Origin of the sequence: Pseudomonas monteilii NBRC 103158 = DSM 14164 (genome assembly GCF_000730605.1) — a bacterium.
In the GTDB taxonomy this organism is placed as follows: Bacteria; Pseudomonadota; Gammaproteobacteria; order Pseudomonadales; family Pseudomonadaceae; genus Aquipseudomonas; species Aquipseudomonas monteilii.
The window spans coordinates 131,945-155,993 of the sequence record NZ_BBIS01000003.1 but is presented as its reverse complement, the minus strand read 5'-3'; the positions used below and the strand labels follow the sequence as shown (position 1 = coordinate 155,993).

31 protein-coding genes are annotated in these 24,049 nt (G+C 61.7%); 13 read left to right on the top strand and 18 right to left on the bottom strand.

What is annotated here, in order from left to right; translation table 11 throughout:
- The first annotated feature begins 18 nt into the window (after positions 1-18).
- Positions 19-969, top strand: a complete 951-nt coding sequence (rlmF, locus tag PM2_RS01295; protein WP_016713121.1) for a 23S rRNA (adenine(1618)-N(6))-methyltransferase RlmF — start codon at positions 19-21, stop codon at positions 967-969.
- Between the two features lie 50 nt (positions 970-1,019).
- Here rlmF and PM2_RS01290 read toward each other — a convergent pair whose 3' ends face one another.
- A complete protein-coding gene (locus PM2_RS01290; protein WP_003255106.1) occupies positions 1,020-1,301 on the bottom strand; it encodes an HU family DNA-binding protein in 282 nt (93 codons plus the stop codon).
- 370 nt (positions 1,302-1,671) lie between these two features.
- Here PM2_RS01290 and yejK point away from each other — a divergent pair, with 370 nt between their 5' ends.
- Entirely contained in the window at positions 1,672-2,679 is a 1,008-nt protein-coding gene (gene yejK / locus PM2_RS01285) for a nucleoid-associated protein YejK (RefSeq protein ID WP_016713122.1), read from the top strand.
- Here the strand turns inward: yejK and PM2_RS29630 are convergent.
- From PM2_RS29630 to PM2_RS01270, 4 genes are all read right to left on the bottom strand, one after another.
- Entirely contained in the window at positions 2,627-2,968 is a 342-nt protein-coding gene (locus PM2_RS29630; protein ID WP_080578098.1) for a GIY-YIG nuclease family protein, read from the bottom strand. The genes yejK and PM2_RS29630 overlap by 53 nt on opposite strands.
- Positions 2,961-3,437, bottom strand: a complete 477-nt coding sequence (locus tag PM2_RS01280) for a nuclear transport factor 2 family protein (RefSeq protein WP_016713123.1) — start codon at positions 3,435-3,437, stop codon at positions 2,961-2,963. Before PM2_RS01280 ends, PM2_RS29630 begins: the two co-directional genes overlap by 8 nt.
- Before the next feature lie 96 nt (positions 3,438-3,533).
- Positions 3,534-4,811, bottom strand: a complete 1,278-nt coding sequence (locus PM2_RS01275; RefSeq protein ID WP_016713124.1) for a CynX/NimT family MFS transporter — start codon at positions 4,809-4,811, stop codon at positions 3,534-3,536.
- Between the two features lie 13 nt (positions 4,812-4,824).
- Entirely contained in the window at positions 4,825-5,475 is a 651-nt protein-coding gene (locus PM2_RS01270) for a FadR/GntR family transcriptional regulator (RefSeq protein WP_016713125.1), read from the bottom strand.
- Between the two features lie 140 nt (positions 5,476-5,615).
- Here PM2_RS01270 and PM2_RS01265 point away from each other — a divergent pair, with 140 nt between their 5' ends.
- Positions 5,616-6,800 carry an alkaline phosphatase family protein gene (locus PM2_RS01265; RefSeq protein ID WP_016713126.1) on the top strand — a complete coding sequence of 395 codons (1,185 nt, stop codon included), beginning with the start codon at positions 5,616-5,618 and terminating at the stop codon, positions 6,798-6,800.
- 39 nt (positions 6,801-6,839) lie between these two features.
- Here the strand turns inward: PM2_RS01265 and hisC are convergent, their stop codons facing one another.
- The 10 genes from hisC to PM2_RS01215 form a co-directional block, all read right to left on the bottom strand.
- Positions 6,840-7,886, bottom strand: coding sequence for a histidinol-phosphate transaminase (gene hisC / locus PM2_RS01260; protein ID WP_016713127.1), 1,047 nt, complete (start codon positions 7,884-7,886; stop codon positions 6,840-6,842).
- A gap of 1 nt (position 7,887) precedes the next feature.
- Entirely contained in the window at positions 7,888-9,213 is a 1,326-nt protein-coding gene (hisD, locus tag PM2_RS01255) for a histidinol dehydrogenase (RefSeq protein WP_016713128.1), read from the bottom strand.
- 126 nt (positions 9,214-9,339) lie between these two features.
- Positions 9,340-9,975 (bottom strand): ATP phosphoribosyltransferase, encoded by a 636-nt coding sequence (hisG, locus tag PM2_RS01250; RefSeq protein WP_016713129.1) that lies wholly within the window; start codon positions 9,973-9,975, stop codon positions 9,340-9,342.
- Positions 9,976-10,066: 91 nt separating this feature from the next.
- The gene (gene murA / locus PM2_RS01245; protein WP_016713130.1) at positions 10,067-11,332 is read right to left on the bottom strand and encodes a UDP-N-acetylglucosamine 1-carboxyvinyltransferase; all 1,266 of its coding nucleotides are present in this window, start codon (positions 11,330-11,332) and stop codon (positions 10,067-10,069) included.
- Positions 11,333-11,355: 23 nt separating this feature from the next.
- Positions 11,356-11,595, bottom strand: a complete 240-nt coding sequence (locus tag PM2_RS01240; protein ID WP_003255121.1) for a BolA family protein — start codon at positions 11,593-11,595, stop codon at positions 11,356-11,358.
- 117 nt (positions 11,596-11,712) lie between these two features.
- Positions 11,713-12,015 (bottom strand): STAS domain-containing protein, encoded by a 303-nt coding sequence (locus tag PM2_RS01235; RefSeq protein ID WP_016713131.1) that lies wholly within the window; start codon positions 12,013-12,015, stop codon positions 11,713-11,715.
- The gene (locus PM2_RS01230) at positions 12,012-12,659 is read right to left on the bottom strand and encodes an MlaC/ttg2D family ABC transporter substrate-binding protein (RefSeq protein WP_016713132.1); all 648 of its coding nucleotides are present in this window, start codon (positions 12,657-12,659) and stop codon (positions 12,012-12,014) included. The genes PM2_RS01235 and PM2_RS01230 overlap by 4 nt, the downstream gene beginning before the upstream one ends.
- Positions 12,660-12,668: 9 nt before the next feature.
- Positions 12,669-13,154: an outer membrane lipid asymmetry maintenance protein MlaD gene (mlaD, locus tag PM2_RS01225; protein ID WP_016485045.1), complete on the bottom strand. Its 486-nt coding sequence runs from the start codon at positions 13,152-13,154 to the stop codon at positions 12,669-12,671.
- A complete protein-coding gene (mlaE, locus tag PM2_RS01220; RefSeq protein WP_016713133.1) occupies positions 13,154-13,951 on the bottom strand; it encodes a lipid asymmetry maintenance ABC transporter permease subunit MlaE in 798 nt (265 codons plus the stop codon). The genes mlaD and mlaE overlap by 1 nt, the downstream gene beginning before the upstream one ends.
- Positions 13,951-14,760, bottom strand: a complete 810-nt coding sequence (locus tag PM2_RS01215; RefSeq protein ID WP_016713134.1) for an ATP-binding cassette domain-containing protein — start codon at positions 14,758-14,760, stop codon at positions 13,951-13,953. Before PM2_RS01215 ends, mlaE begins: the two co-directional genes overlap by 1 nt.
- A gap of 248 nt (positions 14,761-15,008) precedes the next feature.
- Between PM2_RS01215 and PM2_RS01210 the strand changes: the two genes are divergently transcribed.
- The 10 genes from PM2_RS01210 (at position 15,009) to PM2_RS01165 (ending at position 22,022) form a co-directional block, all read left to right on the top strand.
- Positions 15,009-15,983, top strand: a complete 975-nt coding sequence (locus tag PM2_RS01210) for a KpsF/GutQ family sugar-phosphate isomerase (protein ID WP_016713135.1) — start codon at positions 15,009-15,011, stop codon at positions 15,981-15,983.
- A gap of 11 nt (positions 15,984-15,994) precedes the next feature.
- On the top strand, positions 15,995-16,519 hold the full coding sequence (locus PM2_RS01205) for a KdsC family phosphatase (RefSeq protein ID WP_016713136.1): 525 nt from the start codon (positions 15,995-15,997) through the stop codon (positions 16,517-16,519).
- 8 nt (positions 16,520-16,527) lie between these two features.
- Positions 16,528-17,100, top strand: coding sequence for an LPS export ABC transporter periplasmic protein LptC (gene lptC / locus PM2_RS01200; RefSeq protein ID WP_016713137.1), 573 nt, complete (start codon positions 16,528-16,530; stop codon positions 17,098-17,100).
- Positions 17,087-17,611 (top strand): lipopolysaccharide transport periplasmic protein LptA, encoded by a 525-nt coding sequence (lptA, locus tag PM2_RS01195; RefSeq protein ID WP_012270658.1) that lies wholly within the window; start codon positions 17,087-17,089, stop codon positions 17,609-17,611. Before lptC ends, lptA begins: the two co-directional genes overlap by 14 nt.
- Positions 17,612-18,337: an LPS export ABC transporter ATP-binding protein gene (gene lptB / locus PM2_RS01190; protein ID WP_010952146.1), complete on the top strand. Its 726-nt coding sequence runs from the start codon at positions 17,612-17,614 to the stop codon at positions 18,335-18,337. It begins immediately after the preceding gene.
- A 176-nt stretch (positions 18,338-18,513) separates the two neighbouring features.
- Positions 18,514-20,007 (top strand): RNA polymerase factor sigma-54, encoded by a 1,494-nt coding sequence (locus PM2_RS01185; RefSeq protein ID WP_028698947.1) that lies wholly within the window; start codon positions 18,514-18,516, stop codon positions 20,005-20,007.
- 79 nt (positions 20,008-20,086) lie between these two features.
- Complete coding sequence (gene hpf / locus PM2_RS01180; RefSeq protein ID WP_003255135.1) at positions 20,087-20,395, top strand: ribosome hibernation-promoting factor, HPF/YfiA family; 309 nt, start codon at positions 20,087-20,089, stop codon at positions 20,393-20,395.
- A 12-nt stretch (positions 20,396-20,407) separates the two neighbouring features.
- Positions 20,408-20,872, top strand: coding sequence for a PTS IIA-like nitrogen regulatory protein PtsN (ptsN, locus tag PM2_RS01175; RefSeq protein ID WP_016713139.1), 465 nt, complete (start codon positions 20,408-20,410; stop codon positions 20,870-20,872).
- 2 nt (positions 20,873-20,874) lie between these two features.
- The gene (rapZ, locus tag PM2_RS01170; RefSeq protein WP_016713140.1) at positions 20,875-21,729 is read left to right on the top strand and encodes an RNase adapter RapZ; all 855 of its coding nucleotides are present in this window, start codon (positions 20,875-20,877) and stop codon (positions 21,727-21,729) included.
- 20 nt (positions 21,730-21,749) lie between these two features.
- Entirely contained in the window at positions 21,750-22,022 is a 273-nt protein-coding gene (locus tag PM2_RS01165; RefSeq protein WP_016713141.1) for an HPr family phosphocarrier protein, read from the top strand.
- Positions 22,023-22,066: 44 nt separating this feature from the next.
- Here PM2_RS01165 and PM2_RS01160 read toward each other — a convergent pair whose 3' ends face one another.
- The 3 genes from PM2_RS01160 to PM2_RS01150 are packed head-to-tail and all read right to left on the bottom strand — an operon-like array spanning position 22,067 to position 24,046.
- Positions 22,067-22,960: a ZIP family metal transporter gene (locus tag PM2_RS01160; RefSeq protein ID WP_016713142.1), complete on the bottom strand. Its 894-nt coding sequence runs from the start codon at positions 22,958-22,960 to the stop codon at positions 22,067-22,069.
- An 11-nt stretch (positions 22,961-22,971) separates the two neighbouring features.
- Entirely contained in the window at positions 22,972-23,583 is a 612-nt protein-coding gene (locus PM2_RS01155) for a superoxide dismutase (protein WP_016713143.1), read from the bottom strand.
- A gap of 1 nt (position 23,584) precedes the next feature.
- A complete protein-coding gene (locus PM2_RS01150) occupies positions 23,585-24,046 on the bottom strand; it encodes a DUF2753 family protein (RefSeq protein WP_016713144.1) in 462 nt (153 codons plus the stop codon).
- Between the last annotated feature and the right edge of the window lie 3 nt (positions 24,047-24,049).

The following is a 24,049-nucleotide window of genomic DNA, read 5'->3' as shown; positions in this document are numbered from 1 at the left end:
GCTTTTCAGGACCCTACCATGATCCAGAAACCCACCCTGCACCCGCGCAACCGCCATCAGGGTCGCTACGACTTCCCTAGCCTGATCAAGGCCCACCCGGACCTTGCCCGCTTCACCATCACCAATCCCCACGGCAAACCGAGCATCGACTTCGCCAACCCTGAAGCCGTGCGCGTGTTCAACCGTGCCCTGCTCAAGGCCCAGTACGGCATCCAGCACTGGGATATCCCCGCCGACTACCTGTGCCCGCCCATCCCCGGCCGCGCCGACTACATTCACGTGACCGCCGATCTGCTGGCCGACGACAATGCCGGCGAGATCCCCAAGGGCGCCCAGGTACGTGCGCTGGACATCGGCGTGGGTGCCAACTGCATCTACCCGTTGCTGGGCCACAGCGACTACCGCTGGCGCTTCCTCGGCTCGGACATCGACCCCGTGGCCCTGGCATCGGCCAAGGCCATCGTACAGGCCAATGGGCTGGGCAAAGCCATCACCCTGCGCCAACAGGCCAATCGCACGCACATCCTCAGCGGCCTGCTGCAGGATGACGAACGCTTCGACCTGACCCTGTGCAACCCGCCCTTCCATGCCTCGCGCGAAGAAGCCACCCGTGGCAGCCAGCGCAAGTGGAAGAACCTGGGCAAGCAAGACCCCAAGCGCAAGCTGCCTGTGCTCAACTTCGGCGGCCAGAACAATGAACTGTGGTGCGAGGGCGGCGAAATCCGCTTTGTTACCCAACTGGTAAGCGAGAGCGTGCAATACGCCGAGCGGGTGCTGTGGTTCACCAGCCTGGTGTCCAAGGCCAGTAACTTGCCGGGCATCGAGACCGCACTGAAGAAGGCAGGCGCCAAGGCCGTACACATCATCGAAATGGGCCAGGGGCAGAAACAGAGCCGCATGGTCGCCTGGAGCTTCCTTGACGATGCCGCGCGCCAGGCCTGGCACGCCCAGCGTAAATCACAGGCATGAAAAAACCGCGCCCGGGCAAGCCGGGCGCGGTTTCGTCAACAGTTCAACAATTACTTGTTGATGGCGTCGGTCAGCACTTTGGCTGGAACGAACTTGACGACTTTCTTGGCAGCGATTTCGATGGCAGCGCCAGTCGAAGGGTTGCGGCCGGTACGGGCAGGACGCTCGGAGACTTTCAGCTTGCCGATGCCTGGCAGGGTGATTTCAGCGCCGTTTTCCAGTTGGTCGGCAACGATCTGGCCCAGTTGCTCCAGAGCGTTCTTGGCGGTGGCTTTTGGCGCGGCGATCGATTCGGCGATGTCGGCAATCAGTTGGTCTTTGGTCAATGCCATGGTGGTGTTCCTTCCCTATCAAATTCGATGGTTATGCAGCGAACTACGACGTTATCGGGCCAGCCCCTGAAAGTGGAGGGCCGCGCCAATCGCGTATGTAGATACGTAAATCGGCGTTTGGTTCGACACGACGACAGCACGCTGCCAGCAATGCGCCACACAAGGGGCACAAGACCGCGCAAAACTACCACAGGAGCAGATAAATATCCGCTGCGCACTTCGATTTAATGCAGGTTTTTCGGGGGTTTTAGCTTAAAACGCACAAATTTGAACAAAAAACGAACAACCGACATATCTGCCAACATACGGCCACTGCATCACCTTGTGTCTAGGGTAAACTTGGCAACTTTTGCAGCTCGCCGAGAATCCCATGCCAATCCGTCATTGCATCGTTCACCTGATCGACAAAAAGCCTGATGGCAGCCCCGCGGTGCTGCATGCTCGCGACTCCGAACTGGCCGCCTCTGATGCCATCGAGAACCTGCTGGCCGACCTCAATGACAGCTATAACGCCAAACAAGGCAAGGCCTGGGGCTTTTTCCACGGTGAGTCGGGCGCCTACCCGTTGAGCGGCTGGCTGAAGCAGTACCTGGACGAAGAAAAAGACTTTACCGCCTTCAGCCGCATTGCCGTGGAACACCTGCAAAAGCTGATGGAAGAGTCCAACCTGTCCACTGGCGGCCATATCCTGTTCGCCCATTACCAGCAAGGCATGACCGAATATCTGGCCATTGCCCTGCTGCACCACAGCGAAGGGGTAGCGGTGAACGCCGAACTCGACGTGATGCCTTCGCGCCACCTCGACCTTGGCCAGTTGCACCTGGCGGCACGCATCAACCTGTCGGAGTGGAAGAACAACCAGAACTCCAAGCAGTACATCTCGTTCATCAAGGGCAAGAACGGCAAGAAAGTTTCGGATTACTTCCGCGACTTCATCGGCTGCCAGGAAGGTGTAGATGGCCCAGGCGAAACCCGTACCCTGCTCAAAGCCTTCAGTGACTTCGTCGAGAGCGAAGACATGCCGGAAGAGTCCGCCCGCGAAAAGACCCAGACCCTGGTCGAGTACGCCACCACCCAGACCAAACTGGGCGAGCCGGTAACGCTGGAAGAGCTGTCCAGCCTGATCGACGAAGACCGGCCCAAAGCGTTCTACGACCACATCCGCAACAAGGACTATGGCCTGTCGCCAGAAATCCCGGCGGACAAGCGCACCCTCAACCAGTTCCGCCGCTTCACCGGGCGTGCCGAGGGGCTGTCGATCAGCTTCGAGGCACACTTGCTAGGCGACAAAGTGGAGTATGACGAGGCGGCAGGCACCCTGATTATCAAGGGGCTGCCGACAACGCTGGTGGATCAGTTGAAGCGGCGCAAGGACTAATCCCCTCAAAGCCGGTAAAGGAGGCCACCAGCGCCTCCTTTGCCGATTTGCGCAGCCGCTTTACCAGCCGCTCCTGACGCAAAGCCTCGCCTTTATCCGGCCATTGCTCCACATACACCAGCGCCTGGGCCGGACTGGTCTTGAAGTAGCGGGCGCCCTGCCCCTTCTGGTGCGCCGCAAAACGCCGCTGAGGGTCATCGCTGATGCCGCAGTACAGCGAGCCGTTGGCGGCCCTTACCAGATAGACATACCAGGGTTTGCCAACAACGGATTCGACGGTTTCACTCACCTTGGGCCTGCTGGAATGCGCGCAATCCCTTGAATGCCTGCAGGCGAACCTTGTTCTGCACCAGCGGCGACCAGCCCAGCAATACGCCAGGCATACCCAAGGCCTGCCGCGACCAGCGCCACAGGTCGAAAGTGTCGTCATGCTGGCAGATCAGCCCATCACGAATGACAAAACGCGCCTGGATGTCGTTGACCACAACCCGGTCGGTCTGGGTGAAAAGGTAGGTGGCCACCCAGTGCGCGCCGCCACTGCGCTCATCGGCGCGGACGCTGTCGAACGTCAGGGTAAAGTTCTTGGCGCGGCGGGTGAGCATACGCCACATATCACCTGCATCCTTGCCGCGCAGGGTGCCGAAAACCGGGTCGCTGAAAACAATATCGTCGCTGTAGCAGGCCACCATGGCCTCGGCGTCCAGACGCTGGAAGGCCTGGTAGAAGCGGGTGATCAGGTCGCGGTTGGCGTCGCTCATGGGGCAGGTCCGTCCTGGGCTCGAAACCAGCACGATAATCTGCCCCGATGGCTTATGCCAGTACCCGCGAAGAGGCCGGCACTGCCATCACCCGTCTCAGACTTTTTCGCTGGTCACCTGCACATGCAACGCCCGCCCGGCACCCAGCCCGAACACGATGGCACCAATACCCAATACCGCAAAAATCCACCCCAGCGCGGCCCAGCCCCCGGTAAGGTCATGCACCAGCCCCACCGCAAACGGCCCCATCGACGCCAAGGTGTAACCCACGCCCTGCGCCATGCTCGACAGGTTCGCCGCCACATGGGCGTCTTTCGAACGCAGCACGATCAAGGTCAGCGCCAATGCAAAAGTACCGCCCTGCCCCAGGCCCAGCACCACGGCCCATCCCCACAGCCCCGAAACCGGGGCATACAGGCAACCGAACAGACCCGCCAGGGTAATCAACATGACCAGCACGATCGCCAGGCGTTGGTCCTTGCCACGGGTGGCTAGCCAGGGCGCACTCAGCGAGCTGACCAGCTGCACGATCACCGACCCCGACAGCACCAGTCCAGCCTCGGTCGGGCTCAGGCCACGGCCTATCAGGATCGATGGCAACCAACCGAACACGATGTAAGCCAGCGATGACTGCAAGCCCATGTACAAGGTCACCTGCCAGGCCAGCGGATCGCGCCACAGGCCCCGTACACGATAAGCCACCTTGTGCAGGCCATGCCCCTGGCGGGCCTGTGGCAGCCACACCAGCATCGCCAGCAAGGCCGGCAATACCCAGAAGCCCAGCCCAAGTGCCCAACTACCGCCGAAATGCTGGGCCAACGGTACGGTAGCCCCCGCCGCCATGGCGGCGCCCAGGCACAACGCCATGGTGTACACACCGGTCAGCGTGCCAGCGTGCTGCGGGAAGTCGCGCTTGACGATACCCGGCAGCAGCACGCCGATAATGCCAATGCTCGCCCCAGCCATCAGGCTGCCGAGGAACACGCCAACGGGGCCGAATGCGCTTCGCACCCCGATACCGAGCGCCAACGTGACAAGAATGCCGAGGATCACCCGCTCACTGCCAAAACGCCGCGCCAGCAGGGGTGCCAGCGGGGCGAACAGCCCCAGGCACAGCACCGGCAAGGTAGTCAGCAAGCCGGCCTGCGAGGCACTCAGCCCCAGCCCTTCAGACACCAGCCCCAGCACCGGCGCCATGCTCGACAACGCCGGGCGCAGGTTCAAGGCCACCAGCACCAGGCCCAGCAGCAACAGCCAGGGCCGCCGTAACACTACAGGCTGCTGCACCTGCTCGTCGTCAGCCTCGGCATCGATCAGCAGCTCATCGAGGTCCCGCTCGTTCGGCAGGGTATTGCGGGTGATGGATTCAGCCATGGCCTTCTCGGTGTCAGGATTCGATGAGGGTGCGGCTCAGGCGCTTGGCCCGCTCCGCGTCGCGTTGTTCGATGGCTTCGAGGATCTGGCCGTGCAGGTCGAACGTGGCCTGGCAGCGCGGAACAGTCGCCATGTTGCGTTGCAGCGCGGCAGCCACCACCCCGGAAAAGTAGCGATACAGTTCGCTTAACGCCGGGTTGTGGGCGGCATCGACCAACCGCTGGTGGAACACCAGGTCGCAGGCCACATAAGCATCGACATCCCCGTGAAAGTGCCCGGCGCTGCTGGCCAGCGCATCGCGTAGCGCCTGCAGATCGGCATCGGTACGGCGCAGCGCCGCCAAGCCGATGGCTTCGGCTTCGAGGATGTGACGGGTTTCCCGGGCCTGCTCCGCGCTGCAGCGAGACATCGCCTGCACCGCAAGCAGCGGGTCCTGGGCTGTGCGCAGGTAACTACCGTCACCTTGGCGAATTTCCACCAGGCCACTGAACGCCAGTACACGCATGGCTTCGCGCACGGTATTGCGGCTGATGCCCAGTTGCAGGGCCAACTCCGGCTCGGTAGGCAGTCGCTGGCCGACCTGCCAGTCGCCAAGCACGATGCGCTCACGCATGCGATCCACAGCAAGCTCAACCAGGGAACGTTTGGTCAGCTCTGTATTCATTGCACTCAACCAATCATCCGATGAATTTGCACAAGCTTACTGGAGGCCGGCCTACGCCGCAAACCACCTGACATTTCTGCCAGTTGTGAACAAACCCCGTTGTTGCAACGCTCGCGGTGTACTTTCAAGGGCGTCCTGACATGCGACTCACTAGCCTGCTGCTATTGCTGCTTCTGGCCATACTCCCGGGTTGCGAACCGACCCGACACCCAAGCCGCCCCAAGGCCTTGTTAATCGGCCTCGACGGTGTACAGCTAGAGCACTACCTGCAACTGGGCGATGCCACCAACCTGAGTCAGCGGCTGTATTACGGCAAGGCCTATACGGGTGGCATCAACGGCAAGGCCAGCGAGCAACCGACCTTGAGCGGCCCGGGATGGGTCACGTTGCTGACGGGTGTCTGGAGCAACAAGCACGGCGTCAGCAACAATGCCGAGTCATTGCGGGTAGACCCGTCGTTTCCCAGCCTGTTCAAACGGCTGCGACTGGCCATGCCGAATGCCTACCTGTCCAGCGTGGTCGGCTGGTCACCGCTGAACACGGCCTACCTGCTGGAAGACGCCCACGGCGCCGATGTGCGAGAGAGTGGTTTATCAGATGCACGCGTCATCGAGCGAACGCTGCAGATCCTGGACAATACACCCGCCGACTTTACCTTCATTCAACTGGATGAAGCAGACCAGGCTGGCCACGACAGCGGCTTTGGCGAACGCTATCAACAGTCGTTGCGCACGCTCGACAGCCAGATCGGCCATTTGCTGGACAAGGTCGATGAGCGCCAGCGCCTGAACCCGCAGGAAGACTGGCTGGTGATCGTCAGCACGGACCATGGGCGGGATTACTGGGGCAAAGCGCATGGCGGTATTTCGGAGCAGGAAAAAACCATCTTCATTGCCAGCAACAAGCCGTTGAACCAGGAGCTTTCGCAACCCAGCATTCCAGCGGAAAACCCTGGGCCGAACCACCTGTACAGCCTGCCTGCGCAAACCTCGGTCGCCCCCACCGTGTTACGTCACATGGGCCTGAAACTGCTGCCGGAATGGCTACTGGATGGCACACCCTTGCTGGGTGATACCGGCGTGCGCAAGGTACGGGTCGACGAAACCAAAGGGCGGGTACGCTGGAACAGCAATGCTCCCGGCTACCTGACAATACTCAAGAACGGGCATGTGGTTGCGCAAGTACCGGCCAAGGACGGGCAATGGACCGACCCCGAAGGCATGGGGCAGGAGAACGACTATGTGCTAGTGCTCGATGGCACACCAGCGGCGGTGCGTAACCGTCCGGCTGGCAAAGCATTTGTCATAGAAGAGAGCAGTTATTAAGCCGGGCGCGCTCTTAACAAAGGCGCGCCCGACAATGCTTTAGTTCAACGCATCAAGCAACGCCTGGTTCATCTCTGGCGTACCAATGGTAATGCGCAGGAACTGGGCAATGCGTGCCTGCTTGAAGTGACGCACGATCACGCCCTGCTCCCGCAGTCGGGCAGCCAGTTCGGCGGCATCCTGTTGCGGGTGGCGGGCGAAGATGAAGTTGGCGGCCGAAGGCAGCACTTCAAAGCCCTTGGCTTGCAACTGCCCGACCAACGCTTCGCGGCTGTCGATCACTTTACGGCAGGTTTCTTCGAAGTACTCACGGTCTTCGAACGCCACCGCTGCGCCCACGATCGCCGCTCGGTCCAGCGGGTAGGAGTTGAAGCTGTTCTTGATCCGCTCCAGTGCCTCGATCAGGTCCGGATGCCCCACCGCCAGGCCAACCCGCAGGCCAGCCAGCGAGCGCGACTTCGACAGCGTCTGGGTGACCAGCAGGTTGTCGTAGCGGTCCACCAGGCTGATGGCCGTCTCGCCGCCGAAATCGATGTAAGCCTCATCCACCACCACCACCGAGTCACGGTTGGCCTGCAGCAACTGCTCCACCGCCTGCAGCGGCATCAGGCAACCTGTCGGCGCGTTGGGGTTGGGGAAGATGATGCCGGCGTTGGGTTTGTTGTAGTCCTCGATGCGGATCTGGAACTGCTCGTCCAGCGCCACCTGCTCGAAGGCAATACCGTAGAGGCCACAGTAGACCGGGTAGAAGCTGTAGCTGATGTCCGGGAACAACAGCGGTGCATCGTGCTGGAACAGGCCGTGGAAGATGTGCGCCAACACCTCATCCGAGCCGTTGCCGACAAACACTTGCGCCGGGGTGACGCCGTAGTAGTCGGCCACCGCTTGCTTGAGGCGGTCACCGTTCGGGTCCGGGTAAAGGCGCAGGTTATCGTTCAACTCACCGCGCATGGCCTCCAGCGCCTTGGGCGATGGGCCATAGGGGTTTTCGTTGGTGTTGAGCTTGACCAGACGGGCCAGCTTGGGCTGCTCGCCCGGCACGTAAGGCACCAGGTCCTTGACGAAGGGGCTCCAGAATCGACTCATGTTAGTTCCCCTTCTCTTGGGTCAGGATACGGTATTCAGCGCTGCGGGCGTGGGCGGTCAGCGACTCGCCACGGGCCAGGATCGACGCGGTGTGGCCCAGCTCGGACGCACCCTGCTCGGAGCAGAAAATGATCGACGAACGCTTCTGGAAGTCATACACCCCCAGCGGCGACGAGAAACGTGCGGTACCGGAGGTCGGCAAAACGTGGTTGGGACCGGCACAGTAATCGCCCAGCGCTTCGCTGGTGTGGCGGCCCATGAAGATCGCGCCAGCGTGGCGAATGTGCGGCAACCAGGCTTGCGGGTCGGCCACCGACAGCTCCAGGTGTTCCGGCGCAATGCGGTTGGCCACGTCCATTGCCTGTTGCATGTCACGCACCTGAATCAGCGCACCACGGCCGTTGATCGACTTCTCGATGATTTCGGCACGCTCCATGGTCGGCATCAGCTTGTCGATGCTGGCGGCAACGCGGTCAAGGAAGGCGGCATCCGGGCTGACCAGAATGGCCTGGGCGTCTTCGTCGTGCTCGGCCTGGGAGAACAGGTCCATGGCAATCCAGTCCGGATCGGTCTGGCCGTCGCACACCACGAGGATTTCCGACGGGCCGGCGATCATGTCGATGCCCACCTGGCCGAACACATGGCGCTTGGCAGTGGCAACGTAGATGTTGCCTGGGCCGACGATCTTGTCCACCTGCGGCACGCTTTCGGTACCGTAGGCCAGCGCGGCAACAGCCTGGGCTCCACCGACGGTGAACACGCGGTCGACACCGGCAATGCAAGCGGCCGCCAGCACCAACTCGTTGACCTCACCACGCGGGGTCGGTACCACCATGACCACTTCGGCCACGCCGGCAACCTTGGCCGGGATAGCGTTCATCAGCACCGACGACGGGTACGACGCCTTGCCGCCTGGCACATACAGGCCAGCACGGTCCAGTGGGGTGACTTTCTGACCGAGCACGGTGCCGTCGGCCTCGGTGTACTGCCAGGAATCCTGCTTCTGCCGCTCGTGGTACATGCGCACGCGATTGGCGGCTGTTTCCAGGGCTTCGCGCTGGGCCGGGGTAATGCGGGTCAGCGCCAGCTCCAGGCGTTCACGATTGAGGATCAGGTCGTCAATCGACTTGGCATCTACGCCATCGAAACGCTGGGTGAATTCCACCAGCGCCGCATCACCGCGCTCACGCACGGCCTTGATGATGTCGAGCACGCGCTGGTTGACCGCGTCATCGGACACACTTTCCCAGCTCAGCAGATGATCCAGATGTCGGGCGAAATCCGGATCAGCGGCGTTGAGACGGGCAATTGCAGTGGACACGGTCATGGCGAGGGCCTCGATTATTAGCGAATGCTCAGGCGCCCTAGGCTACCAGTCCATCCGCGCGGGCACCCGAGAAAAATGGCTATGACGCGGATAGACGGGCGCGACAGCGAAGGCCGCGCGCAGGAGTCAGCCGCGGTGTCGCGATTCGACCGCTTGACGAAGCGTGTCGATCAGGCTCTGGATACGGGCGTGCTGCATTTTCATGGAGGCCTTGTTGACCACCAGGCGCGAGCTGATCGTGGCGATCAGTTCCTGGGGTTCCAGGCCGTTGGCACGCAGGGTGTTGCCGGTGTCGACCACGTCGATGATCTTGTCGGCGAGGTTGATCAGCGGTGCCAGCTCCATCGAGCCGTACAGCTTGATGATGTCGACCTGACGCCCCTGTTCGGCGTAGTAACGCTTGGCTACGTTGACAAACTTGGTGGCCACGCGCAGGCGGCCCTTGGGCTCAGGAGCGCCAACCGCGCCAGCCGTCATCAGCTTGCACTGGGCAATCTGCAGGTCCAGAGGCTCATACAGGCCCTGGCCGCCGTACTCCATCAGCACGTCCTTGCCGGCCACACCCAGGTCGGCGGCACCATGCTCGACATAGGTCGGCACGTCGGTAGCACGCACGATCAGCAGGCGCACGTCGTCCTGCGTGGTGGGGATGATCAGTTTGCGGCTCTTGTCCGGGTTCTCGGTCGGCACGATACCGGCCTCGGCCAGCAACGGCAGGGTATCGTCGAGAATACGGCCTTTGGAAAGCGCGATGGTCAACATTGGAACGTCGGTCCTTAAGCGGCTGCTGCCGGCCAGGTCATCGACCTGGCCGCATTCAATTCAAAGGGTGCGTCCATGCACCTTCGGGCTACTAGCCCGGTACGCGGCGGATTTTCGCGCCGAGCATCTGCAGTTTCTCTTCGATGCACTCGTAACCACGGTCGATGTGGTAGATGCGATCGATCAGGGTATCGCCTTCGGCAACCAGCGCCGACAGCACCAGGCTGGCGGACGCACGCAGGTCGGTGGCCATGACCGGGGCACCCTTCAGCGCTTTTACGCCAGTGACGATGGCAGTGTTGCCTTCGACCTGGATCTGAGCGCCCATGCGGTGCATTTCGTAAACATGCATGAAACGGTTTTCGAAGATGGTCTCGATCACTGCGCCCGTGCCTTCGGCAATGGCGTTCAGCGAGATGAACTGCGCCTGCATGTCGGTCGGGAACGCCGGGTACGGAGCGGTACGCAGGTTGACGGCTTTCGGCCGCTTGCCGTGCATGTCCAGCTCGATCCAGTCTTCGCCGGTGTTGATGTCGGCGCCGGCTTCCTTGAGTTTTTCCAGTACGGCTTCAAGGATGGTCGGGTCGGTGTCCTTGACCTTGACACGGCCGCCAGTCACGGCAGCAGCGACCAGGTAGGTACCGGTCTCGATGCGGTCCGGCATCACGCGGTAGTTGGCCGAGTGCAGGCGCTCGACGCCATCGATGGTGATGGTGTCGGTGCCAGCGCCCTGGACGTTGCCACCCATGGCATTGATGAAGTTGGCCAGGTCGACCACTTCCGGCTCACGCGCGGCGTTCTGCAGCACGCTGCGGCCTTTGGCCAGGGCAGCGGCCATCATGATGTTTTCGGTACCGGTCACGCTGACGGTGTCGAAGAAGAAGTGCGCACCGCGCAGGCCACCCTCAGGCGCCTTGGCCTTGATGTAGCCGCCTTCCACTTCGATTTTCGCGCCCATGGCTTCGAGGCCACGGATGTGCAGGTCGACCGGGCGTGAGCCAATGGCGCAACCGCCAGGCAGGGCCACTTCGGCTTCGCCGAAACGGGCGACCATCGGGCCCAGCACCAAGATCGAGGCGCGCATGGTCTTGACCAGTTCGTAGGGCGCGACCAGGGTCTTGATGGTGCGTGGGTCGATCTCCACCGCCAGCTTCTCGTCGATCACAGGCTCAATGCCCATGCGGCCGAACAGCTCGATCATGGTGGTGATGTCGTGCAGGTGCGGCAGGTTGCCCACGGTGACCGGGCCGTCAGCCAGCAGGGTAGCCGCCAGAATTGGCAGGGCTGCGTTCTTCGCGCCCGAAATGCGGATCTCGCCGTCAAGGCGAGCGCCGCCAGTAATAATCAGTTTGTCCATTGGAATCTCGCCGCCAAGTTGGCTCAGGTGCGCTCAGCCCAGGCTGCGCTGCTGAAAAATTTCATGGTTACCGCATGGATGCTGCCATTGGCAATCCACGGATTCAGGTGAGCATAGATCGCCTGCTGGCGTTTGACCGGGCTCAGGCCAGCCAACTCGTCGCTGATCACGTTCAACTGGAAGTTGCAGCCTTCGCCTTCAACTTCGACCCGGGAACCCGGCAATTTCTCTTCAAGGAAGCTTTTAACTTCTACGGCCTGCATGCTCAACCTCAATCGGCGCCCGATGCGCACGGGTCGGCCATCATACAAAAAAGCCCCTCGCCTGCGAAGCCCAACGAGGGTTTCGCTGACCGAGGGGCCATCATCCGCGCTGGGCCATCAGGTTGCCAGCACTTCATCGAGGTCATAAACCTCGGCAATTTCCCGCATGTCGTCGGGCATGTTACGCACCTGGCAGCCCTTGCCACCCGCTTGGGCATCGCGCATGAATGCCAGCAACAGCGACAGACCTACGCTAGTGGAGTGCTGCACCGCCGAGCAATCCAGCACCAGCTGCGCCTCGCGGCAAGCCGCGATCAGTGCCTTGCCCTGCTTGCGCAGGACCGGACCGCTACGGTAATCCAGCACGCCAGCCAGGCGCAGTACGCCCGGCTCGGCCATGCTTACAGCGGCCTCACTCATTTGACGGTCTTCTCTGGCGAGCTGTCGGCAGCCTGCTTGGCCTTTGCCACTTCACCGGCCCAGCCATCGATGGTCTTGTCCAGGTCGTTGCCGTTGCGCTGCATGGCATCGGCGAACTGGTCGCGGAACAGCTTGCCGATGTTGATGCCGTTGACGATGACGTTACGCACTTTCCATTCGCCACCCAGGTTTTCCAGGGTGTACTGCACCGGGTATACGGCGCCATTGTTGCCGGTGACCTTCATACCTACGGAAGCGCGCTTGCCGTCATCGGCTTTGGCCGGGTCTACGACGATACCCTGGTTGTTGTACTCCAGTAGCGCGTTACCGTAGAACTGGAACAGGCTGCGCTTGAAGTTTTCCTGGAAGCGCTGCATCTGCTCGGGCGTGGCTTTGCGCGAGTACTTGACGGTCATGATGCTTTTGGAAATACCGTCGGCATCGACCACCGGCGCGAGGATCCGGTCAAGGGTGTCGTAGAAAGCTTGCGGGTTGGACTTGTACTGCTCCTTGTTGGCCTTGAGCTCACTCAGCAGCTCGGTGGTGGTGCTCTGCACCACGTCGTGCGGCGACTGCGCGGCCAGGGCCATCAGAGGGAAAGCCGCCAGCAGGACCAGCAGGCCACGTCGCAGGATCGAAATCATGGAAACTCCTTAATTAGCCGGTTGCGCTTCTTTCGGTTCCTTGCCAACGGAGTTGAGCAGGAACTTGCCAATCAGATCTTCCAGCACCAGTGCCGACTGGGTGTCGTGGATGGTCGCGCCGTCCTTGAGCACCTGGTCTTCGCCGCCCACGCTGATGCCGATGTACTTCTCGCCAAGCAAGCCGGCGGTCAGGATCGAGGCCGTGGAGTCGGTCGGCAGGTTGTCCACCGACTTGTCCAGCTGCAGCGTCACCCGACCGGTGTAGGAGTCACGGTCCAGATCGATGGCGGTAACCTTGCCGATCGTCACACCGGCCATGGTCACTTTAGCTCTGACCGTCAAACCGGCGATATTGTCGAAGTAGGCATAAACTTTATAGGTATCGCTGCTCGGGCTGGCTGACAGCCCGCTGACACGCAGGGCCAGCAGCAGCAGCGCCAGGATCCCGGCCAGGAGGAACAGGCCGACACCGATTTCCAGGGTGCGGTTTTGCATCAGAAATCTCCAAACATCAAGGCGGTCAGAATAAAGTCCAGACCCAGCACTGCCAACGAGGCATAGACCACGGTCTTGGTGGTGGCACGGCTGATCCCTTCTGAGGTGGGCTCACAGTCGTACCCCTGGAATACGGCGATCCAGGTCGTGACGAAGGCGAACACCAGGCTCTTGATCAACCCGTTGAGCACGTCGTCGGTAAAGGAAACACTGTTCTGCATGTTGGCCCAGAACGAGCCCTCGTATACGCCCAGCCAGTCCACAGCCACCCACGAGCCACCCCAGATGCCGACCACGCTGAAGATCAGCGCCAGCAGCGGCAGCGAGATGAAACCGGCCCAAAGGCGTGGCGCGACGATGTACTTGAGCGGGTCAACGCCGATCATTTCCAGGCTCGACAGCTGCTCAGTGGATTTCATGTTGCCAATTTCAGCGGTCAGTGCGGAGCCTGCGCGGCCGGCGAACAGCAACGCTGTCACCACCGGACCAAGCTCGCGCAGCAGGGTCAGGGCGACCATCTGCCCCACCGCCTGCTCCGAACCGTATTTGGTCAGGATGCTGTAGCCCTGCAGCGCCAGCACCATGCCGATGAACACCCCGGACACGACGATGATCGCCAGCGACAGCACGCCTACCGAGTACAGCTGCTTGGTCAGCAACTGGAAACCGCCGCCGATGCCGCCGCGGCCGATCAATGCATGGAACAGGAACAGGCAGGAACGCCCCAGTACCGCCAGCACGTCGATCGCCGAGCGACCCAGCAGGCGGACACGTTCGAGTAAGGATCTTCTGCGCATCAACGCGCCCCCAGCAGGTCGGCGCGGTAATCAGGCGCAGGAAAGTGGAAGGGAACCGGGCCGTCCGGGTCGCCCTTCATGAACTGGCGAATCCGTGGGTTGTCCGACCCCATCAGCTCATCAGGCGTGCCCTGGCCCAACACCTGGCCGTCCCCCACCACATAGATGTAGTCGGCAATGCTGGCGGTTTCTGCCAGGTCGTGGGACACGACGATGCTGGTGATGCCTAACGCATCGTTGAGCAGGCGGATCAGGCGCACCAGTACGCCCATGGCGATCGGGTCCTGGCCGACGAACGGCTCGTCGTACATGAGGATCTGCGGGTCCAGGGCAATGGCCCGGGCCAGCGCCACACGGCGCTTCATGCCGCCAGACAGTTCGTCGGGCATCAGGTCGATGGCACCGCGCAGGCCCACGGCCTGCAGCTTCATCAACACGATGTCACGGATCATCTCGTCCGACAGCTGGGTGTGCACGCGCAGCGGGAACGCGACGTTCTCGAACACATCGAGGTCGGTGAACAGCGCGCCGCTCTGGAACAGCACACCCATCTGCTTGCGGGCGTCGAACAGGTCGCTGCGCGACAGCGTCGGCAGGTTTTGCCCGGCAACCCATACCTCACCGCTGGAGGGGCGCAGCTGCGCGCCCATCAGGCGGAGCAACGTGGTCTTGCCGCAACCCGATGGCCCCATGATGCCGGTGACCTTGCCGCGCGGGATGCGAATGTCGACGTTGCTGAAAATGCTGCGCGAACCGCGTTTGAAGGTAAGCCCCTTCAACTCGACCGCGTAGGCGCTATCCACACTCATCTAGACTCCTTGCTAGTGCAGCCTCGTCCTAATGGACGCCGGCCTCCATCAGGAAGGCACACGCACCCCTGGCAGGCCGAATAGCGGCGAACTATAGCACCGCTGACAGCGCCGCCCCAAGGCCGGGCAACGAGTCGTTCAGCCCTGAGACAGGCTTTGATGACATTCGCTACAGCAATCGAAAGGGTGAGGGTTTTTGTCATTGCGCGTATAATCGCGGCCTTTTCATCAGGCATTGCTTTTTCGACATGAGCCAATCCAGCGAGCTGATCCAATCCGCCCAACGCACCCTGCGCCTGGAACTCGAGGCCGTAGAGGCCCTGCTGGCGCGCATCGACGACAATTTCGTCAAGGCCTGCGAACTGATCCAGGCCTGCAAGGGCCGGGTTGTCGTGGTCGGCATGGGCAAGTCCGGGCACATCGGCAACAAGATCGCCGCCACCCTGGCCAGCACCGGCACCCCGGCATTTTTCGTGCACCCGGCCGAAGCCAGCCATGGCGACATGGGCATGATCACCCGCGAGGATGTCATCCTTGCCCTGTCGAATTCCGGCAGCACCGCAGAGATCGTCACCTTGCTGCCCCTGATCAAGCGCCTGGGCATCAAGCTGATCAGCCTCACCGGCAACCCGGATTCGCCCCTGGCCCAGGCCGCCGAGGTCAACCTTGATGCCCGCGTCGAGCAAGAGGCCTGCCCGCTGAACCTGGCGCCCACCTCCTCTACCACGGCGTCGCTGGTGCTGGGGGACTGCCTGGCCATCGCCCTGCTCGAAGCCCGAGGCTTCACCGCCGAGGACTTTGCCTTCTCGCACCCGGGTGGCGCACTGGGCCGACGCCTGCTGCTCAAGGTCGAGAACGTGATGCATGCCGGCGACGAACTGCCTCAGGTGCCGCGTGGCACCCTGCTCAAGGACGCGCTCCTTGAAATGTCCCGCAAAGGTTTGGGCATGACCGTGATTGTCGAAGCTGACGGCAAGCTGGCCGGGATCTTCACCGACGGCGACCTGCGCCGCAGCCTGGACCGCAACATCGACGTGCACACCACCCTGATCGATCAGGTCATGACCGTGCATGGCAAGACGGCACGTGCAGAAATGCTTGCCGCCGAAGCCCTGAAGATCATGGAAGACCACAAGATCGGCGCCCTGGTGGTGGTGGATCGCGAAGACCGCCCGACCGGCGCCCTGAACATGCACGATCTGCTGCGCGCCGGCGTAATGTAAGGAGCGATGGAATGAACCAGGACCTCATGCAACGCGGCAAGCACATCAAGCTGGCAGTGTTCGACGTGGACGGCGTGCTCACCGACGGGCGCCTGTACTTTCTCGAAGACGGCAGCGAATTCAAGACCTTCAACACCCTCGACGGCCAGGGCATCAAGATGCTCATGAACGCGGGCGTGACCACCGCGATCATCAGCGGCCGCAAGACTCCGGTGGTCGAGCGCCGCGCCAGAAACCTCGGCATCCCGCACCTGTACCAGGGCCGCGAGGACAAATTGGTCGTGCTTGACGGCCTGCTCGCCGAACTGGGCCTAAGCTATGATCAAGTAGCCTACCTGGGCGACGACCTGCCGGACCTACCGGTCATTCGCCGGGTAGCATTGGGCATGGCCGTGGCCAACGCCGCGCCGTTCGTTCGCCAGCACGCCCACGGCGTGACCCAGGCACGCGGCGGCGAGGGAGCGGCCCGTGAATTCTGCGAACTGATCATGCAGGCCCAGGGTACCCTGGACGCTGCCAACGCCAACTACCTGTAAGGCTGCCCATGTTCAGCAAGAAAGCCCGCAATGCTGCGCTGCTCGCAGTGATCGCTGCCCTGCTGGTGGCGATCGGCTACTGGAATGTCAGCCCGGAAAGCTTCCTCGACAAGCCGGTGGCCCAGGTCGACGAAAGCGCTATCGACTACTATGCGATCAACGCCCACAGCGTGCAGTTTCTGCCCGACGGCAAACTGCAGTACGAGATGACCGCCGACAAGGTCGAACACCTCAAGGCCAGTGAAATCACCCTGCTGACCACGCCGGACCTGCACATGTACCGCGGCACCGAATACCCGTGGCATGTGCAGAGCGCCCGTGCCGAGGTCAACCCGGACGGTACCGAGGTCGAGCTGATCGACAAGGTACGGGTTGCCCGCACCGACGAAAAGCAGCGCGAAACCATCATTACCAGCTCACGCATGACCGTGTTCCCGCAGAAGCAATATGCGCAGACCGAGCAAGCCGTTAGAATCGACGGCGCCGGTGGCACTACTACGGGCAAAGGAATGAAAGCGTATTTGAAAGAAGGCAAGATGGACTTGCTCTCTAACGTAAGAGGACAGTATGAGGCTCGTTAAAACCCTCCCCCTTTTGCTCAGCCTGAGCGCAGCACTGGGAAGCGCGAGCGCCCTCGCCCTGCCGAACGACCGTGACCAGCCGATCCGTATCCAGGCCGACAACGCCCACCTGGACGACAAGCAAGGCGTGGCCACCTACACCGGCGACGTGATCATCACCCAGGGTTCGATGATGATCAAAGGCAACACCGTGACCATCACCCGTTCCGCCTCTGGCGACATCGACGTGGTGACCTCGGTGGGCAACCTGGCCTACTTCGAGCAGCAGCAGAGCGCGGCCAAGCCGGACAAGATGAAAGGCTGGGGCGTCACCATCCAGTACCAGTCGCAGAAGGACCTGGTGATCCTCACCGACCGTGCCAAGGTCGAGAACGAGGGCAACACCACCGAAGGCGAGAAAATCGTCTACAACACCCAGACCCAGGTGGCGACTGCGGGTCGCGGTGGCAACGTGACCACACCGCGTCAGCGTATCGACATGGTGATCCAGCCCAAGAAGAAGGCCGAGTAAATGGCAACCCTCAAAGCCCAGCACCTGGCCAAGAGCTACAAGGGGCGGCAGGTGGTACGTGACGTCAGCCTGTCGATCGACAGCGGCCAGATCGTAGGCCTGCTTGGCCCCAACGGCGCCGGCAAGACCACTTGCTTCTACATGATTGTCGGGCTAGTCCAGGCCGAGCAGGGGCGTGTGCTTATCGATAACCTCGATGTCAGCCACCAGCCCATGCACGGCCGCGCCCGCGCCGGCATCGGCTACCTGCCGCAGGAGGCCTCGATCTTCCGCAAGCTGTCGGTGGCCGACAACATCATGGCCATCCTCGAGACCCGCAAGGACCTCGACCGCGACGGGCGTCGCAAAGAACTGGAAAGCCTGCTACAGGAGTTCCACATCAGCCACATCCGCGACAACCTCGGCATGAGCCTGTCCGGCGGTGAACGCCGCCGGGTCGAGATTGCCCGCGCCCTGGCCACCGCACCCAAGTTCATCCTGCTGGACGAACCGTTCGCTGGCGTCGACCCGATTTCGGTCGGCGACATCAAGCAGATCATCCACCACCTCAAGGCCAAGGGCATTGGTGTACTGATCACCGACCACAACGTGCGCGAAACCCTGGATATCTGCGAAACCGCCTATATCGTCAACGATGGCCGCCTGATCGCCGAAGGCGATGCCGAGACCATCCTGGCCAACGAGCTGGTCAAAGAGGTTTACCTGGGTCACGAGTTCCGGCTCTGACCCCGGCACATGCCTGGAGTACTGGCAAATCGCCCTGAAAGCGGGGTGAAAGTTGTTACAGTGCTCTAGGCAAACGCTACAATTTAAGGCATAAAACTTGCTTGATCTGGCGCCCCGGCGCCCTCGTGTAGTGGATGGCGCATGCGCGCCGGCGAACAAGGTATTAAGCCCCAGCCATGAAACCATCGCTCGTCCTAAAAATGGGCCAGCAACTGACGATGACACCGCAGTTGCAACAGGCCATCCGCCTGCTCCAGCTTTCCACCCTGGACCTCCAACAGGAAATCCAGGAAGCGCTGGAGTCGAACCCGATGCTCGAACGTCAGGAAGACGGCGACGACTTCGACAACAGCGACCCGATGGCGGACAACGCCGAGAACAAGCCGGCCGCCGAAGTCCAGGACAACAGTTTCCAGGAAAGCACCGTCAGTGCCGACAACCTGGAAGACGGTGAGTGGAGCGAGCGCATCCCCAACGAGCTTCCGGTCGATACCGCCTGGGAAGACATTTACCAGACCAGCGCCAGCAGCCTGCCAAGCAACGATGACGACGAGTGGGACTTCACCACCCGCACCTCAGCCGGCGAGAGCTTGCAGAGCCACCTGCTGTGGCAACTGAACCTGGCGCCGATGTCCGACACCGACCGCCTGATCGCCGTCACGCTGATCGACAGCATCAATGGCCAGGGCTACCTGGAAGACACCCTCGAGGAAATCTGCGCCGGTTTCGACCCGGAGCTGGATATCGAGCTGGACGAGGTCGAAGCGGTGCTGCACCGCATCCAGCAGTTCGAGCCAGCCGGCGTCGGCGCGCGCAACCTGGGCGAATGCCTGCTGCTGCAACTGCGCCAGTTGCCCGCCAGTACTCCCTGGATGACCGAAGCCAAGCGCCTGGTCACCGATTTCATCGACCTGCTCGGCAGCCGCGATTACAGCCAGCTCATGCGGCGCATGAAAATCAAGGAAGACGAGCTGCGCCAGGTGATCGAACTGGTACAGAGCCTCAACCCGCGCCCCGGTTCGCAGATCGAGTCCAGCGAGCCCGAGTACGTGGTGCCTGACGTCATCGTGCGCAAAGACAGCGACCGCTGGCTGGTGGAGCTGAACCAGGAGGCTATCCCGCGCCTGCGCGTCAACCCGCAATACGCCGGTTTCGTGCGCCGTGCCGATACCAGCGCCGACAACACCTTCATGCGCAACCAGTTGCAGGAAGCGCGCTGGTTCATCAAGAGCCTGCAAAGCCGCAACGAAACCCTGATGAAGGTTGCCACACAGATCGTCGAGCACCAGCGCGGTTTCCTCGACCATGGTGACGAAGCCATGAAGCCGCTGGTGTTGCATGACATTGCAGAAGCGGTGGGCATGCACGAGTCGACCATTTCGCGGGTTACCACGCAGAAATACATGCATACACCGCGTGGCATCTACGAACTGAAATACTTTTTCTCCAGCCACGTCAGCACCTCCGAAGGCGGAGAATGCTCGTCCACGGCGATCCGCGCGATCATCAAAAAACTGGTTGCGGCGGAAAATCAGAAAAAGCCATTGAGTGACAGCAAGATCGCTGGTTTACTGGAGGCACAAGGCATCCAGGTAGCCCGTCGCACCGTCGCCAAGTACCGCGAGTCCCTCGGCATTGCACCGTCGAGTGAACGCAAGCGACTGATGTAGCCCCTGAGATGTGCCACAGCGTTTGTGGGGCAGGTGCAAGACCTGCCTCTTTATGCACGGGCAACAAAGGAGAAGCTGTATGCAAGTCAATATCAGTGGACAGCATGTAGAAGTCACCCAGCCACTGCGCGATTACGTGCTTGAAAAGCTCGCCCGCGTGGAAAGTCACTTCGACAAGATCACCAACGTGCAGGTCATCATGAAAGTCGAGAAGCTGCAGCAGAAGGTCGAGGCGACCCTGCAGATTCCCGGCGGCGAAGTGGTAGCCAACGCCGAACACGAAGACATGTATGCAGCGATCGACGCCTTGGCCGACAAGCTCGACCGCCAACTGAAAAAACACAAGGAAAAACAGCAAAGCCTGCTGCAAGGTGCAGCTGCCCGCTGATCCCCCTCATCCATGATCCGACTTGAAACCATCCTGACCCCCGGCCGTTCACTCGTGAACGTGCCGGGCGGCAGCAAGAAGCGCGCCCTGGAAAAGGTCGCCACCGTTATCGCCGACCAAGTGCCAGAACTGGAGATGCAAGACGTCTTCGAAAAGCTGGTCGCCCGCGAAAAACTCGGATCGACCGGTTTCGGCAATGGCATCGCCATTCCGCACTGCCGCCTTGAAGGCTGCTCAGCGCCGGTTAGCGCCCTGCTGCACCTGGAAGCACCTATTGATTACGACGCTATCGATGGCGCGCCCGTGGACCTGCTGTTTGTACTGCTGGTACCCGAAGCCGCCACCGATGCGCATCTGGAACTGCTGCGTCAGATCGCCAGCATGCTCGATCGCAAGGAGGTCCGTGATCGCCTGCGTGCGGCCACCAGCAGTGAGGCCCTGTTCCAGGTTGTCCTGGACGTACAGAACGAGCACTGAACATGCGCCTGATCATCGTCAGCGGCCGGTCCGGCTCCGGCAAGAGCACCGCCCTCGATGTCCTGGAAGACAACGGTTTCTACTGCATTGACAACCTGCCCGCCGGGCTGCTGCCGCAGCTGGCGGAGGATGCACTGATCAACACGGAATTACTGCAACCCAAGGTTGCCGTGTCGATCGATGCACGCAACCTGCCCAGCCACCTCACGCGCTTCCCCGAGCTACTCGAAGAAGCCCGTGCGCGGAACATCCAGTGTGACGTGGTGTTCCTGGATGCCGACGAAGACATGCTGCTCAAGCGCTTCTCGGAAACCCGTCGTCGCCATCCACTGACCAATGCCAACCGTTCGCTGGCAGAAGCGATCCGCGTGGAGAGCGAGCTGCTGGGGCCAATTGCCGACCTGGCAGACCTGAAGATCGACACCACCAGCCTCAACCTGTACCAACTACGGGATTCGATCAAGCTGCGCTTGCTCAACCAGCCCGAGCCCGGCACAGCCTTTTTGGTCGAGTCGTTCGGTTTCAAGCGCGGCATGCCAGTCGATGCCGACCTGGTGTTCGATGTACGCTGCCTGCCCAATCCCTACTGGAAGCCCGAACTGCGTGAGCACTCAGGGCTTGATCAACCGGTCGCCGACTACCTGGCTGCACAGCCAGACGTTGAGGACATGTTCAATGACATTTCCAGTTACTTGCTCAAGTGGCTACCCCGCTTCGCCGCCAGCAACCGCGCCTACGTCACCATTGCTATCGGCTGCACCGGCGGCCACCACCGCTCGGTCTACATCACCGAACGCCTTGGCCAGTTGCTGCAGCAATCCCTGAAAAACGTCCAGGTCCGCCACCGCGACCTCTAAGCCCAAGGATCCGCCCCACGATGCCCGCCCGCGAAATCACCATCATCAACAAGCTGGGCCTGCATGCCCGGGCGGCAGCCAAGTTCGTCGGCGTTGCCGGCCGCTTCCCCTGCCAGGTAAGGGTTGGCCGCGCACCGGACAAGCTGGTGGATGGCAAGAGCATCATGGCGGTGATGATGCTGGCGGCCGGCAAAGGCACACAGGTTCACCTGCTTACCGAGGGTGAGCAGGACAACGACGCCATGGATGCGCTGGTCGAGCTGATCAACAACTTCTTCGACGAAGGCGAATAAAAACCTGCGCGGTCCTACAGGGACCGCGCAGGCCTGATCGTGAATCAGGACATCGCCGTGTCCATCACCATCATCAGGCAGAACCCGATGCACAACCCCAGGCTGGCCAAGCGATGATGACCGTTGCTGCGTGATTCCGGGATGATTTCCTGGGTAACCACCAGTAGCATCGCCCCCGCTGCACAGGCCAGGCCCAGCGGCAGCAGCAGTTCGGCAATGTTCACCAACCAGGCACAGATCACTGCAGCTACCGGCTCGACCAACCCTGAAGCAGCACCGATCAGGAAGGCTTTGAAGCGCGGCATGCCCGCCCCTGCCAGCACCAGCGCAATGACCAGCCCTTCAGGCACATCCTGCAAGGCGATGCCCATGGCCAGGCTGTCGGCGTCGGCCATGCCACCACCGGCCGATACGCCAATCGCCATGCCTTCGGGGATGTTGTGCGCGATGATCGCGATGACAAACAGCCAGATGCGCGCAGCAATCACTGGCTGATTGCCGGTGCCGACCAGTGCTTCCGGCGAGGTACCTGATACCTTGAGGTCAACCAGAAAAAGGCACAGCGCACCGAACATCAGGCCAAAGCTGATCAGGCCACCCGCGCCCCAAGGGCTGAAACCGATGGATTGAGCGGCGTCCAACCCTGGAATGATCAGGGAAAATGCGGTGGCCGCCAGCATTACGCCAGCGCCGAAGCCCAGCAGCGTATCGGCCAGTGCCATCGGCATGTTGCGAATGACCAGTACCGGTACCGCGCCCAGCGCCGTCCCCAGGGCGCATAATGCGCCGCCTTCCAGCGCACGCAACATGCGCGGTTCCAGGTCCAGCCAGGCAAGGCCACGCGCCACCAGCAGCGCGGCGCCAGCCAGCAAAAGCAAAGTCCCAAGCGCCAGCCGAAACAGGCGCACACTGCTGACAGACATCACCTCAGAGCGCATACCGGTCCGACTCACTTCAGGGCTTCGAGGTAACGGCGTTCCACTTCGGCCCAGTCAATCACGTTGTAGAAGGCACCGATGTATTCCGGACGACGGTTCTGATACTTCAGGTAGTAGGCATGTTCCCACACGTCCAGGCCGAGGATTGGCGTGTTGCCGAGCATCAGCGGGCTGTCCTGGTTGCCACTGCTCTCGACAACGAGGGTTTTCTGCGGCGTTACGCTGAGCCAGGCCCAGCCGCTGCCAAAGCGGGTCAGCGCAGCCTTGGTGAACGCCTCCTTGAAGGCATCGAAACCACCCAGTTGCGAAGTGATGGCCTGCGCCAGCTGGCCGTGTGGCTCACCACCACCTTGCGGCGACATCACCGTCCAGAACAGGCTATGGTTGGCGTGCCCCCCGCCATGGTTGGTCACAGCGCCACGCAGGCTTTCCGGTAGCTGCTTGACTGCACCAACCAGCTTCTCCACGGGCCATTCGGCCCATTCGGTGCCTTCGATGGCGGCATTAAGGCCGTTGACGTAGGTCTGATGGTGTTTGGTGTGGTGAATTTCCATGGTCTGCGCGTCGATGTGCGGCTCCAGCGCATCGTAGGCGTAGGGCAAAGCAGGCAAGGTATGCGGCATGTCAGTGAATTCCGTAGGCATGGGTTCTGGGCGCCACGTCTGGCTGGGCAGCGAGCTCGCTGGCCCCGGGGCCGTGGCGATTGAGCAGACGCTCGGTACGTGGGTACTGGCCGTATTCGGCGATAAAACTCAGCAGCTCGGTGTAGGTGCGTCCACTGTGACCCAGGGCTGCGTCACGCAGCCCTTGGGGTAAACGCGCCTCCTGGCTGGCCTGCAACAGCCGCTGGTGAGCGGCACACAGGTAGTCGGCGCTCTCGTGCGGCTGGTTGAGGCGCAGGTGCAGGTCGGCCAGGTTGTGATGGGCGATGACGAATGCAGCCACCGCTTCGTCGACGTCATGCCAGCGCTCGAACAGCACCTGCGCCAGCGCCAGGGCTTGCAGGTAGTGTTCCCGGGCGTCGACCAACTCGCCTTGTTCGAACAGGCGGTTGGCGGTTTCCGTAGTGCGTTTCCAGTGCTGCATGGT